Origin of the sequence: Leminorella richardii (genome assembly GCF_900478135.1) — a bacterium.
Classification (GTDB): Bacteria; Pseudomonadota; Gammaproteobacteria; order Enterobacterales; family Enterobacteriaceae; genus Leminorella; species Leminorella richardii.
Map to the genome: position 1 here is coordinate 3,440,960 of NZ_LS483470.1, position 14,452 is coordinate 3,455,411.

The following is a 14,452-nucleotide window of genomic DNA, read 5'->3' on the forward strand; positions in this document are numbered from 1 at the left end:
CTTTTGTAGAAAACCAAATCGCAGCCAAATCTATAACAGTTCGATTTTTATCCGCTCTATGGAGCTAAACTCCATCAACTCGGTTAAGCCATCTTCTCCCGTCACACCTTCAATGACATTACCGGAGGAAGTCGTTACTCTATATTTCTGATTTGGTAGCGTTTCACCTGTACTTTGGTTCGTTATAACAAAACGCTCTTTAAACGTGTTTGGTTCAAAAGACTTCATGGCAGCTTCCTGGCTGGAAGGACCCTGCTTGGTTACACCTGCGGTTTTTATTAGCAATTCCCCTGGGGCACCAATTTCTACTTTCCCGCCAGCAATCTTAATATATCCACCACCGCAAACTAAAATAAGCTCATCCTGAGCAGACAGTACCATTCGCTTTCCACTACCGATAAAAGTGTCTTTTGTTGACCAAGAACTCACCTGCCCCTGATGAGCCTGAATATCAATGTCGCTATTGGATGCGTAAAGCTTCATCCCTGCATCAAGAGCATATAAACCAACACCACCTCCCGCTGAAATAGTGACATTTTTGATCGCACCTATATCGACTTGGTTGCCTGCGGTCAATGTCATATTTTGTGCACTGGCTATTTGTGTATGCTCTCCACTCGTTAAACCTATTCCTTGAGGCGCGCTAGCCAATATGACTTTCGCACTTAAATCATTTAAACGCTGTTCAAGTAAAGATTGTTGAGATTCAATATCAGCAACCAGCGCTTTCGCCTTATTCGCGGCATCCGTCAGGCTTAACATATCCATTTTGGCCTGAGTCAGTTGATTTAATGCAGCACTCATCTCAAGGCTTAATCCCGAAGCCTTCTCTTGACCATCCGCACTAATAAAAATCCCCTTCCCCGCCCTTATCGCCCCCCACTCATCGGTGCGCAGCTCAAACCCTTCCCCTCGCTGCTTGCGCTCGGCGTCCACCAGGTGGCCCATATTCAGTTGCGTCTTGCCATACTCGGTGGCGACTTTGATATGCTCCTTGCCCCGTTCGTCGTCCATCCGCAGTTTGTTATTGGCAGGAGTACGTATCACGTTGCGCTTGTGGTTAGCCGCCGTTACCAGTTCAGGGTGGCGGGAGTCGTGCATGGCGTGGGAGATATAGGGTCGGTCGGGGTTGCCGCCGGTAAAGGCAATCGCCACTTCAGTGCCGTCAATCAGCGGGAAGTGCAGGCCGTAGGTCTCGCCCGCATAGACCGACGCGCGGCGCATCCACAGGCTTTCTTCGCCCTTGCGCCAGCTGTCGTTCAGGTCAAAATCCATCTTCACCCGGTAGCGGCCATGGCTGTCCATATAGCCGTACTGATCGTTGTCCGGGCTGGTAACTCGGGCAGGCAGCGTGCCGCCAATACTCGGCCACGCCAGCAGCGCGGGCCGGTAGGGACGCAGCGCGTCGTAGGGGATACCGGTAAACGTCAGCTGATAGGCCTGACTTCTGTCGCCGATGCTCTCCACCGACACAATCAGAATGCCGCCGCCCGCTTCCGCTATCGGCGAGCCGTTCACCGTCAAAATTTGCCCCGGAGCGAGGTGCGCCAGCGTAGTCTTGCCGCTAATGGTTATCTGCTCGGTCATCAGCCGCTGATGGCGCAGTTTGCCGTACCACGCGCCCTGCCCGACGCCTTCCGGCTCTTGGCTTTCTTCACCGCCTTCGCCGTTCTCGCCACCCTCTCCGTCACCAAAACCAAACTTGTTTAGCAGGTCAGTGCCTTGGCCCATCAGGTCCTGCGCCTGTCCTGCAATACCCTGTGCGGCACCGCTGACCGCGCCGCCGATGGAGCTTGCCGCGCCGCTAACGGCAGAGCCGATGGAACTGGCGGTGGAGCTTACGGCAGACCCCACCGAGTTCGCCACGCTGCCCGCCATGTCGCCAATGCTCGCGCCGGAACCGCCGCCGCCAGCAAAGTCCACTGGAGAAGACCCAACGCCGGACGCGCCGCCGGTAATGCCGCCTATCGTACTGCCTACAGCGCTGGTTACGCTTCCTGCCGCGCCGTCAATGGCGCCCTTCACGTTGCCGATGGCACCGCTAACCGAGTTCGCTACGCCGCTCAGCTGGCTGATACCCGGAATATCTCCCAGACCGTCCAGCAGGTTGCCAAACTGACCCAGCAGGTCGTCCTGCTCGTTGCCGCTCTGCACCACCTCGCCCCGGTCGCGGTAGTGCTCGGCGTACAGATAGTACTGCCCGCGGGTGGTGGCGTCCTTCTTCTGTTCGTTAACGTCTGACTTCATGCCCGACTGGGCGGCGCGGTAGTTGTAGTCCTGCGTGATAACGTTCTGTGGCACCGTCTTGCGGGCGACCGACATGTCCCACACCGCCTCCAGCCCGCCGTCGTTATTGCCGGTCGGCTGACGATAGCTGGCCTGCGGGCCGTCCTGATACTGCTGCACCGAGTCGCCGAACACCACCACGTCGCAGCCGTGCTCCGCGTGGCTCTCAAAGCGGAACCAGATACCCGAATCTGCAAGCAGGCGGCGGATAAACGTCAGGTCACTCTCTTCCCACTGGGTCAGGTACTCCTTGACCGGGTAGGTCTCTGCCAGCTCGAAGCGGAAGTCTACCCCCGTCAGTTCATGCTTGCGCAGCACCTCTTCCACTACCTGTGGCACCGTCTGATTTTGGTAGATGGCGTTACCGCGAGTGTTGTCCAACAGCTGTAGGCGCGGGCTGACCGTCACTTCATACCGCGCTTCGTCGCCGGAAGTGGACAGCTGGCTGAACGATGTCACAATGCCGTACAGAGCGCGGGTTTCACCAAACGCGCCGCCGCCGTTCATGCCCAGCGCACCGGCTGCGCCGCTCACGGCCGAAGTCAGAGACGACAGCCCCGAGCCTGCCTTGCCCAAGGCTCCGCCAACGCTGCCCAGAAGCCCTGATGCTTTGCCCGCTATTCCGCCGACGGCACCCGCCGCGCTGCCAAGCCCGCTAGCCATGCCGCCCATCTTGCCCGCCACGGAACTGACCCGACCGGCAATCGATGCGCCCTGACTGGCCATCTGCGTAATGCGCTTGATGGAGAAGCCGCCGATAGGCGCGTTAAAGGCCTGACCAATCTTATCGCCGAACATCCCGCCAAAGGCGTTAAACGCCGACATCAGCTCGCTGCTCAGGCCGGAAGCGGCCCCCATCAGGTCGCTAACCCCGCCCGGCGCCAGCGCAATGGCCACGTTCTTACTCAATACCTGAGACATCGACAGCCCGTGCGGGGCGGTGAACTGCACCACAAAGCGCCACGGCTCGCTTAATTGCTCATGCCCCTCAATGCGCAAGATAGACAGCCGCGCCCCGACGCCGTCTATACCCAACTGATAGCGGTTCATGCCGTCCGAGGCGGGCGTCGCGCTACCCGCACTGCTGCCCGCGCCGCCTGAGTTCCCTTCTCCACCGCCAAACAGCCCCCCCAGCCCGTAGGCCGACAGCTGCTCGTCCAAAAGCGCCTTGCCCTTGTTGATCAGTTGGTCTTTCATTCCTTTACTCCTTGTCTGGCTTCAGAGCCGCTGCAAGCGGCTAGAGCGAGTGACGAACCGTTTTAATCAGCTTCTGCGGATATTCCGGCCGAAAATACGCTGTGCTTTAATAACTATTCTGCTCGGCCGGAGAAGCGTCGGTATTTAGCTTGGAACAGCGGCCTCCGCCACCGTTCCCTGTTCAATCACATCCAGCGTAATCCCCTCTTCCTCGCTATAGCCAAGCGAAAGCGCCTTCGCCCGGCGCTGCTGGGACTGTAGGCTTAGCAGAGTTTGCGACAGCACTGGCAAAATTTGCTGATTCAGCAGGCTGTCGATATTGCGGGCACCGCTGTCCGGCAGCAGGCATGCGCTGACAAGCGTGTCAAACAGGCTTTCCTCAACCTTGAATTCGATGCCGTAGTGGCGCTGGAGGCGTTCCGCCACTTTGTCCATCTTGATCGCCACGATCTTACGCAGCGCCTCAGCACCCAGCGGACGGTAAATCACCGTCTGGAAGCGGGCCAGCAGGGCGGGCTGGAAGTGATCCCGCAGGATCGGGTAGATCGCCTCATGCAGCAGAGAGGTCGGCGACTCCGGCTCGGCCTCCAGCTGCGCAACCATCTGGTCGCTGCCGAGGTTGGCGGTCATCAGAATCACGGTGTTGCGGAAATCGATTTCCCGCCCTTCGCCGTCGCGCATAAAACCGCGGTCGAATACCTGATAGAACAGGTTGATCACGTCGCGATGCGCTTTTTCAACCTCGTCCAGAAGGACTACGCTGTACGGGCGGCGGCGCACGGCCTCGGTCAGAACGCCGCCCTGACCGTAGCCCACATACCCCGGCGGCGAGCCCTTAAGCTGGGAAACGGTGTGAGCTTCCTGATATTCCGACATGTTGATGGTGATAAGAGAGCGCTCGCCGCCAAACAGCAGATCCGCCAGCGCCAGCGCGCTTTCGGTTTTACCGATACCGGACGGCCCCACCAGCAGGAACACACCCAGCGGCCCCTGCTCCGGCGTCAGGCCAGTTTTGGCGGCACGCAGGCGCTGAGCCAAAGACACCAGAGCTTCATCCTGGCCGATCACCCGCTGCGCCAGTTCGCTTTCCAGCGACAGCAGGTTGCTTTGTTCATCTTTCAGCAGGCTTTCCAGAGGTACGCCTGTCCAGTCGGCAATCACGCCCGCCACGGTGCGGGCATCCACGTCGAGGGAGAGCAGCGGAGCGCCGCCGCAGCCCGCGTGCAGGCGCTCCTGAAGCAGCCTGATTTGGTCTGCCTCTTTTTCTTCGCTGGCTCGCAGAGCAATCAAACGCTCAACAATGCCTTTTTCTTCGGCAAACTGCTTATTCAGCGCCTCGATGCGTTCTGCCAGCGTCGTTTTTTCAGCAGCGATGTCTGCCAGACGCGACGTATCGACGTTCTCCCCTAGCTCGCGATCTTCTTTCAGAGCGATGTCTTCATATTCCAGCGCCGACAGCTGCGCTTCCAGCAGCGTGATGTCTTCCGGCACGGTGTCCAGACTCATGCGCACACGGGCGGAGGCGGTGTCGAGCAGGTCTACGGCCTTGTCCGGCAGCTGACGGCCGGTAATGTAACGGCGGGAAAGGGTGACGGCGGCGCGCACTGCTTCGTCAAGAATGTGTACGCCGTGGTGCTGGGCGTAGCGAGACTTTAAACCGCGCAGCATCAGCGCGGCGGTATCGTCGTCCGGCTCGTCCACTTTGACCATCTGGAAGCGGCGCTCCAGCGCGGCGTCGCGCTCGAAGTACTGCTTATATTCAGACCAGGTGGTTGCCGCAATGGTGCGCAGCTCTCCCCGCGCCAGCGCCGGCTTAAGCAGGTTGGCGGCGTCAGCGCCGCCTGCCTGATTGCCCGCGCCGATAATAGTGTGGGCTTCGTCAATAAACAGCAGAACGGGGGTTGGCGACTGCTGAACGGCGTCGATAACGTTTTTCAGCCGCTGTTCAAACTCGCCCTTTACGCCCGCGCCCGCCTGAAGCAGGCCCAGATCGAGCACGTGAACGCTAACCGGCTTCAGGCTGTCCGGCACATTGCCTTCGGCAATGCGCAGCGCCAGCCCTTCCACCAGCGCGGTTTTACCCACGCCCGGTTCGCCCACCAGAATCGGGTTGTTTTTACGGCGGCGGGAAAGAATGTCCACCATCTGGCGGATTTCTACGTCGCGACCGAACACCGGATCGATTTTGTTCTCTTTCGCGCGCGCCGTCAGGTTAACGGTAAAGCGGTCGAGCGCCGTCGGCTGGGCAGGAGCGTTTGGCGCATCGGCGCCTTTTGATGTCAGCGGCGCAGCAACGGAAGCCGCAGCGCTATCAGCGGTTTCTCCGGCCTGATACTGCGGCGCATTGACGCGATCCGGATTCTCATCAGACAGCTCGTCCAGCATCGGCAGTAGCCGCTGTAGCTGTACCTGTGACAGGCTCAGCAGCGGCCAGGCGTCGCGCGCCTTCAGCCACTGGGGGTTGTCGATCAGCGCCTGTAGGATATGGGCTGAGCGCACGGATTCTACGCGGTTTTCTAACGAGGCGATGAGCCAGGCTGACTTAAGCAGCTCCTGAACAACGCCCGACAGCACCGGCTTTTGCTGTACGGTATGGGGTAGGCTTTCCAGCTGGTTGAGCAGCGCCTGCCATATGGCATCCAGATCCAGCTCGTAGCGTCGGGCTATAACCGTCAGATCGCCAGCCCCCTGTTCCAGCAGCTTTAACAGCCAGTGCTCTAGCGTGATTTCCGGATGGGCGCGGGTCTGGCACAGGCTGGCTGCGGCCTCCAGCGCCTTGGCGCAATAGGGATTGAGTCGACGTAGTAAAACGGACGGGTCGGAGATCATTGGCAGCTCCCTGGCTCAACTGATACAGATAACAAAATGAATAAGTGGGATTTAGAATGACGTCGGCGAGGGCTCGCCGACGTTTTTAGCTAACGGAGCGCCTGACGCGCCCCGGCAAGCGGGATTAACCGCGGCCTTCGTTCCAGCTGTCGGAATGGATGATGTTGCCATCCTTGTAGGTCCACGTGATTTTCTCGTAGCGGACTTCCACTTCTTCCAGATGGTTGTAGCGCTCTTTAGCAGCGTCCTTGATGTTGTACATCACCGGCTTGATAGACACGACTTTTACGGTATCCATCATGGTGTTGAAGTACTCCACTTCCTGACCCGCGTCATCAATGCGGTACCATTTGATTTCGGCAGACTTCAGGGTCTGACCGGTAGATACCGCTTTGTACAGGTACGGGGAAGAGGAATCGACCTCTTTCACGAACTTCAGCGGTGCGTGAACGCGGGTGCCAGTCAGTTTGCCGGTGTTGCCATCGGTAGGAATGTGAAGCTTGTGTTCAAACTCAACCACTTCAATGCTGCCTTCGCGGCCTTGAACGGTTACAGATCCCTTAATGTCGGCGCCGCCGTCGTCTTTGATAAACAGATATGCAGGAATTGCCATTACTCTCTCCTTAGTTTTGTTGAGATATTTGGTGTTCGGGCGCCAGCCGACAGGCAGACGCATCCGGCACCAAACTGATTTCCACTCTGCGGTTAGCCGCTCTTCCCTCTGCCGTTGCGTTATCGGCAATGGGTTGTGTCGCTCCATACCCCTGAATGGCGAAACAGGTTTTATCAATATCGCTGGTCTCTATCATCCAGTCGCGAACCGCTTCCGCTCTGGCTAAAGACAGCGCCTGATTGCGTTCGGCATCTCCGGTTACGTCGGTATGGCCCGCAATCAAAATCAGCCATCCCGGCTTGGCCTTAACGTTGATTAAGGCATCCACCAGCACTTTGGTGGAGTCCGGTTTGAGCATCGATTTACCGGTGTCAAACAGCGACATGCTGTCTAACCGGACAACTTTCGGCGCCTCCACCACAATTTGCGGAGGTGGAGGCGGCGGCCTCGGGCGGTAAGCCATGATGGCGACATCCAGCGGCGGTATCATTCTCGCTCCGGCGTAAAGCCCAACGCCCAACCGCGCGGGTTCCCCAGCTCGGTAGTACTGATCCAGCAGCGCTCTGTCGGCCTTTATCACTTTCAGGCCTGCCAGCTTGGCGTCGTAGCTGTCCATCGGAATACGGTGATAGGACGATAAGTCGCCACCTACCTGTTCAAGCAGCCTGCCGTTGTTATAGGCCGATGAGCACAGGGCGACGACGGCAAACAGGGCGGTAAACATCAGCGCGTGACACAGCGCTCGCGCTTTCGGCGCCATCGGGCTGCTGATTGGCATATTGCTCACCAGCGGTTCCGGCAGAGTCATCGAGACGTTGCAGTTCACCGCAGGCAGCGTTAGCGTGGTCAGCTCGCCAAGGTAGTCGCACCAGACGCTTTCCCCGCTGCCGCCAACCGCGTTCAGGCACGCTACCGCCCCCGGCGTCCACGGGGGAACCGGTAACTGTTTGTCGCTAAGCGGTGTTAGAACGCTGTCGTTCAGCCACTGCCGCAGCGTTTTCAGCATCACTGCCAGGCTTTCGCGCTGGACGCTTTGCTGCCCTTCCCCCTGCCGCCGCCACACCTCCAGCGGCGTATGCGCGTTGTCTAACAGGCGGATATCCTCTTGCCCCGTCCACCAGAACCACTGCGGTTCAGTTGACGGCATTCCCAGCCGTGCATTGACTGCCAGATAGCCCGGTAGGCGGTAGCCGCAGGCCTTGCTGGCATCCGCCCACGACTGGCGAAACGTCTGCAGCAGCCCCTGAAGCGCCCTCTCTGAAGCGTGCCGCTCAGGAGACAGGGTCAACATCACCCCAATCCTTCCTGCCGTTTCCGGCCAGCGTCCGCTTAGAGCGTCTGCCGTTAGGGCCAGTTCGGCCATGGCCGGAACGGCTATCCATATCCCTTTGCCAGTGACCGCGACCCTGTCGCCTTCTCCATCGGAGAAGTAGTTCATCGTGGCATCGCCGGTAACCAATACCACCGGCAGTCGGCGCCTGAGGCGCTCCGGTAGCGCTTCAAGCCGTTCTTCCAGCGAGTCCAGCCAGGGAGAAACGTGCTTGACCTGTTTTGCGTACCGGTGCGTGCGCCACCCTTTGTAACCGCTGACCAAGATCGTCAGCACACAGCCTATAGCTACCCAGCCCGCAGGCAGAGGTAGGAAGAACAGCAGCAGCGCCACACACAGGCAGGTGGCGTACAGCAGCTGCGCTCGCCAGGGGTAATCACCCACGTTCACATCCTTAATACTCTCTATCCTTCAGTCGGCCTCTTCGCTGGCTGCATGATGTCGAGTACATTTTTAATCCCACGTCGATTTGCCTGTCTCCGTGCGGGATCCCTACCGCGCCCCTCTTTGTCTGTAAAAAAGCGCTGTCTGTAAAAACGCGCTGCGCTTTTATGCCGGCCGCGGTAAGAATGCCGGACTGGATGTCTTGCTAAACGGCCTATGCGCCCTGAAGCAGCTGCGCCAGCAGGCTGTCTATGTGGTAGCGCAGCGCGAAATAGAGCGCGACTACCGCCACCAGAGAAACGCCTGTCCAAAACAGCAGAGACGTTCCCCGCCACAGGCCTGTACGCGCGGAAAACGCGTTCATCAGCCCACCGCCGCCCGGATTTTGCGCGGCGGGAAGCAAATCCCGCACGGCCATAACCAGCGCTTCGCGCTCGCCCTGCGGCTGTGACTGATAGCGCCCCTGAAAGCCCAGCCCCAGCACGCGGTCATAACAGGCCAGTACTAACTGGCTGCCCTCAGGGTGACGAATGCGCTCGCGAATTCGCTCGTAAAGGATATCGCCCGCCTGATAGGTGTTGAAAAACGTCACCTGTAGCGGTACGCCCTGCCACACTTCGTAACCTTCGTCGTTGCTTCTTTGCAGAACGGTTTCATCCAGCAGCGCACAGGCGGCATAGCTCACGTCGTCAATCACGGTGGCGTCGTACTGCATCTCGGTCAGGCGCTGGCGCAGAGTGGTGATCTGATCCACACAGCGCTTGTAGAGCGCCTCGCCCTTCTCAACGACAGCGCCCGCCCGCAGGTGAACTACGGTTAAGGCGACGTCGCGCAACAGTTCGTCAATGGATACGGTTTGGCTGCTTTGACTCATGATTTAAGTACCGCAAAAAGCTCTAGAGACACGTCCGGCAGCGATCGGGGGACGTAAAACTCGCAACAGCGAGCCGCCAGCATGCTGGCGGCAGCCGGATGAGTTAAGTCCAACGCGAAGTACTGGTTGTCCAGACGCAGTGGAATGGCCGCCGGAACGTGGCTCAGCGCCTTGAGTGGAATGCCGGACAGCGCCGAGTTGACTGTCTGGCTGACGTCGTCCGGTGAGCCGACCTTGCACAGCAGCGGGAACAGCTCCAGCAGCTGATGCGACGGCATAGACGAACGCACAGACAGGAAGAAATCGGCCTCTTCCGTCAGGCGGCTGTCTTGCAGGCGACCCGACCAGCGCGTGCCGCGATCGTGAATCAACTCGATGGCGATCACGCGGGACGGCAGGCTGGCCTCCAGCAGTTGACCGACTAAGCGGAACAGCGGCGGAAACACCTGATTAAGCTGTTTGTGCTGGTAGGCAGGAATAGCCTCCACGTCGTGCTCAAGGGAGAACGTCAACAGCGCACCCGCCAGCGATGAAAGCTGCTGATAAAGGCGCTCTGGATGCGATGCCGGAAACTGCTTGAAGAACTTCAGCAGCGGCTCGTGGCCGTTAAGAGCGTTCAGCAGCCAAAACAGCGACACATCCGCCACAGCGAATTCCGCCATCTGCTGATTGCGCTCTCGCCGCATGCCCATCAGGCGCTGGCGCTTGGCCTGTACCTGAGTGCAAAGCATATCCAGCTGCTGAGCCAGCATGCCGCCGTCGGCGGTCAGATTCAGCATAGGCGGGAGAAACGACGGATCGACAGCAAACGCGCCGTTGGCGTCGCGCTTGAGGCGCGCCACCGGACAGGTGAGATAGTCACCCTGCTCTTCAAAATCGAACAGCAGCGTGAGCGCAAAGCGCTCCACAGCGATATTTTCGCTACCCTGCCCAAACATGTCCTGCACGTCTATCCACTCTTTGCGATAGCGCAGCGGTCTTTCGGAATGCGTACCGTCCTGATGGCAATTGCCGCCGTTGGCGAGCAGCAGCGGTAAACCAAGCAGCACGACGATCTCACTGCGATCGGCGGGAACGCTTTGCAGCAGGTCGCGGGCAGGCGGCAGCGCATCCGATACGTCGGTGTCGACGAGCGTGCCGTCAGGGAAACGAATGCTCAGACTTTCCGCATTCAGGCGGTTCAGGGACAGCGCCTGGGGGTCAAACGTCGCGCGTTGGACTCCCCAAGGGTTCGCCAGGCCGAGCCTGGCGATACTGTCGTTGCTGAACGCTTCCCATCGGTTTTGCTGCTGGAACTGCTCCGGCGACAAAAAGGCGCCCTCATTCCACAGCGGGCGATGGATCTTCATTGTGACAAACTCCCGATCCCTAGGGGATTACGCCTTGGCCTTTGGCATCTGCGATACCATTGACAGGTTGATATCCATACCTTCGATCTGGAAGTGAGGCACCAGGAAGGTCTTCACGCGGAAGAAGCCCGGGTTGTCCTCAATGTCTTCAACGAGAACCTTCGCCTGACGCAGCGGGTGCGATGCCTGAACTTCGTCACTCGGGTCGGTCATTTCTGTCACCAGATTATTGATCCACGTGTTCAGCTCAAGCTCCAGCACGCGGCGATCTTTGGTGGCGCCGATGTTTTCGCGCTGAATAACCTTCAGGTAGTGCGCAATGCGAGACAGCAGGAAGATATACGGCAGGCGCGCGTTGATGCGGCTGTTGGCCGTCGCCTCTTTGGTGTCGTACAGCGCAGGCTTCTGGGTCGAGTTGGCGGAGAAGAAGCAGGCGTAGTCGCGGTTTTTGTAGAACGACAGCGGGATAAAGCCTAGGTTGGCGAACTCAAACTCGCGGGTTTCTGGGATCAGCACTTCGGTCGGAATTTTCACCTGATTGCCGGTGCCCAAATCGTAAAGGTGGATCGGCAGATCGTCGACCAGACCGCCCGCCTGCGGGCCGCGCACCTGTACGCACCAGCCGTTGCGGATAAAGCTCTTCACCATATTGGCAGCGAAAGCGAAAGAGGCGTTAGTCCACAGATAGCGATCGTGATCCGGGCCTTTCACCTGCTCAACGTAGTTGAAGTTGCGTACCGGCACGGTGTCTGGGCCGTAGGGCAGGCGCGCCAGAACGCGAGGCAGCGTCAGACCGATGTAGCGCGAGTCGTCCGTATCGCGGAAGCTCTTCCACTTGGTGTACTCGGCGCGGTCGAAATAGTTAGCGATATCCTTAATGGCCGCCACTTCTTCCATCGTTTCCTTGCCGAAAAATGCCGGGCCGACAGAGGCGATAAACGGCATATGTGCCGCAGCGGCGACTTTAGACACGTTGCGCAGCAGGGCGATATCCTGTGGGCCGCGGCCAAACTCAAAGTTAGAAATCGTGACGCCGATTGGCTCGCCGCCGGGGGTGTCGTATTCCTGAATGTAGGTATGGCGGTAGAAGCCGGTCTGGATGGTTTCCGGTGCGTCTTCGAAGTCCTGCTGCAGCGCTTCTTTAGAGACGTCCAGCACTTCGATTCTCACGTTGCGGCGAAAATCGGTGCGATCTACCAGAAACTTCAAGCCGCGCCACGACGCTTCAATTTCCTGAAACTCGGGGTGATGCATGATGGCATCCAACTGCTCGCTGAGCTGCTGGTCGATCTGGCTGATATGGAAATCCAGCAGGCTTTTGTCCAGCTTGTCGACCTTCTGGGCAGACTGTTGGATCATGTTCAGGAAGACGTTAACCGCCATAGTGACGCGCTCGTCAGCAGAGGCTTCCGCCAGCGCGTCGTTGTCCTGAAACTTGACCAGATCGTCAAACTGCTCAACCGGCGTCAGGTTGATTTTATCGAACAGAGATTGATAGACGCTGCTGCTCTCTTTAACCGTCGTACTGCCCGCTTTTGTAGCGCTGGCGTTTTGCGTAGACATATAAAATCCTTCTTAAAAATACGTATTGAGAAAAAGACGTTATTGTGGAGAACTGTCATCCGGCAAAGAGCCGATGGCGGCCAGTTCGGCCCGAAGTTCATCCGACAGCTGTTCGTCTTTTAAAATACGTTCCAGCTCCAGGCGGAAAGTCGCGTTGTCCAATAAATTGGATTTCAGGTCGCGTAATAAATTACGCATAGCGAGAAGAGAGCGCAGAGCGGGTATTTGCTTAGCCACCTGCTCGGGTTCGAAATCTTTCATATCCTTAAAGCTAAGTGAGACGTTTGTTTCAGAATCATCACCCGCTAAGGTATTTTTAATTGTCAGTTTAGCTTTAGGATTGAGGTCGGCTAATACCGCATTGAAGTTGTTTTTATTAATAGAGATCTTTTCTCTTTCAGCGATCGGACGATTCTCCTGACCGTGACTATAATCTCCCATGACTAGCATCTTTAACGGCAGTTCAACTTTTTTCTGTGCGCCACCGGTATGGAGGTCCAGTTTTATATTAACGCGCGCCGCAGGGACTTCATTTTGAAAACTATCGGCCATATCTTTCTTCCTGTTCCTTATAGACAAAACACACCACTACTACCTTCCCTATTTCCCTATGCTTTACTACGCTGAAATACCCGATATCTCGGATGAGGCCTAAGCCTCACGGTCAATAACAGCGGCCTTCTTCATTAATTTCATAGAAAACAGTTCAGCACAGAAATATATCTCCGCGCTGGCCTCCGTTATGCTGAGTGCAGATTTCTGTATGAATTTTAACCTTTTACCTGTCGCAATTTTCCTGCGTTTATACCAAATCAGAACAGGGGTGCCTACCTGCTAATTTTTACAGGTTTTATATCTAAATAAGGCGTTGAATATAGAAAATCCAAATAAGTTTCCCAGGGGAAATAATAAAATATTTCGTTATTAAAAAATAAATAGAGAAGAAATTTCCTATAAATAGAAAACATAAAAATTCATAACACACATTGAACACAGCAGTTGCCTTTTAATTATTTTTGAGAACTCCATCTAAATAAAATAAAGCCGTAAAAAATAGAAAAATGACAAAAAGAACACTAATCATCTATATTTCATAGATATTATGAAAATAGTCCAACACAACGGATACAGATAAAGTCTAAGGCTCAGTATTCAACAGGCTATTTGACTAAAAATTCTTAGCCACTCTTGTTCTCAATAAATCAACCAGATTGGCGATGTGTCAACTATTTTCGTACTCCGGCAGCTCCGATGAAAATGCTTTCATTCGTCCTATAAACGCCTAACGCATTAATTAGTGAAAATTTTTTTTCAAAAACATGAGCAACTTCAAGAGATGGTCAAATATTAGGCAGAAAAAAACGCATCAGCAGCAAAAGATCTGCCGAAAAAAAGTCAATTAGGGAAAGATAAGGAAAAAACAATAAAAAACCCCGCTCGATCGAACGGGGCATAAAGCACGTCTATACGGTGCTATCAGTTAGGGCACTTGTAAACCTGACCAACCACTTTGGTGTCCATCGGCGCAAGATCTGACAGGATGTTTTGCTTTTCACTCACAACGCCATAAACCACGTTGCCGCCTGCTAATGCGGCCTTGTTACGCAGATCGTTGACCGCGCTTTTAAACGACTCGTAGTCGCTATTAATGCCAGACATCCAGTTGCTTTGACGGCCTTCTGCGTTGCCCAGCAGCTGACATTCGGCTCCCGGCTGCTCTTCGACAACCCGCACCTGCTGGCCTGCGCCGCTTAGGGTGTTAGAGCTGCTGCTGCAACCCGCTAAAAGCAGTGCGGCAACGCCGCCTAATAACCATTGAATCCGCATGTTTCCTCCGTATCTTTTTGATAACGGGGTCGGTTACCTCCCCCATCGCGCATCTCATTGTCAGATTACTCTATTCGCCGTCTCTATCGCAACGCTCTCTTGGATACCGTGCTCAAGCAGGCTGCTTTGCCAGCAGTGTAGCAAATCACACCCCGCTCCGCTGGCCGTCGACGTTCGTTTTGTGCTGTAACCCTAGCTAT

The 14,452-nt window shown here is 56.5% G+C and carries 9 protein-coding genes; all 9 read right to left on the bottom strand.

Annotated elements, in window-relative coordinates:
• Positions 1-30 precede the first annotated feature (30 nt).
• Entirely contained in the window at positions 31-3,483 is a 3,453-nt protein-coding gene (locus DQM29_RS15680) for a DUF2345 domain-containing protein (protein ID WP_111741550.1), read from the bottom strand.
• A gap of 144 nt (positions 3,484-3,627) precedes the next feature.
• A complete protein-coding gene (gene tssH, locus DQM29_RS15685; protein WP_111741551.1) occupies positions 3,628-6,312 on the bottom strand; it encodes a type VI secretion system ATPase TssH in 2,685 nt (894 codons plus the stop codon).
• Positions 6,313-6,436: 124 nt separating this feature from the next.
• Positions 6,437-6,925, bottom strand: a complete 489-nt coding sequence (locus tag DQM29_RS15690; protein ID WP_111741552.1) for an Hcp family type VI secretion system effector — start codon at positions 6,923-6,925, stop codon at positions 6,437-6,439.
• Between the two features lie 10 nt (positions 6,926-6,935).
• Positions 6,936-8,639 (bottom strand): OmpA family protein, encoded by a 1,704-nt coding sequence (locus DQM29_RS15695; RefSeq protein WP_111741553.1) that lies wholly within the window; start codon positions 8,637-8,639, stop codon positions 6,936-6,938.
• Between the two features lie 214 nt (positions 8,640-8,853).
• On the bottom strand, positions 8,854-9,513 hold the full coding sequence (gene tssL / locus DQM29_RS15700; RefSeq protein ID WP_111741554.1) for a type VI secretion system protein TssL, short form: 660 nt from the start codon (positions 9,511-9,513) through the stop codon (positions 8,854-8,856).
• Positions 9,510-10,862, bottom strand: coding sequence for a type VI secretion system baseplate subunit TssK (gene tssK / locus DQM29_RS15705; RefSeq protein WP_111741555.1), 1,353 nt, complete (start codon positions 10,860-10,862; stop codon positions 9,510-9,512). The genes tssL and tssK overlap by 4 nt, the downstream gene beginning before the upstream one ends.
• A gap of 27 nt (positions 10,863-10,889) precedes the next feature.
• Positions 10,890-12,425, bottom strand: coding sequence for a type VI secretion system contractile sheath large subunit (tssC, locus tag DQM29_RS15710; protein ID WP_111741556.1), 1,536 nt, complete (start codon positions 12,423-12,425; stop codon positions 10,890-10,892).
• A 39-nt stretch (positions 12,426-12,464) separates the two neighbouring features.
• The gene (gene tssB / locus DQM29_RS15715; protein WP_111741557.1) at positions 12,465-12,977 is read right to left on the bottom strand and encodes a type VI secretion system contractile sheath small subunit; all 513 of its coding nucleotides are present in this window, start codon (positions 12,975-12,977) and stop codon (positions 12,465-12,467) included.
• A gap of 924 nt (positions 12,978-13,901) precedes the next feature.
• Positions 13,902-14,252, bottom strand: coding sequence for a DUF4156 domain-containing protein (locus DQM29_RS15720; RefSeq protein WP_111741558.1), 351 nt, complete (start codon positions 14,250-14,252; stop codon positions 13,902-13,904).
• Between the last annotated feature and the right edge of the window lie 200 nt (positions 14,253-14,452).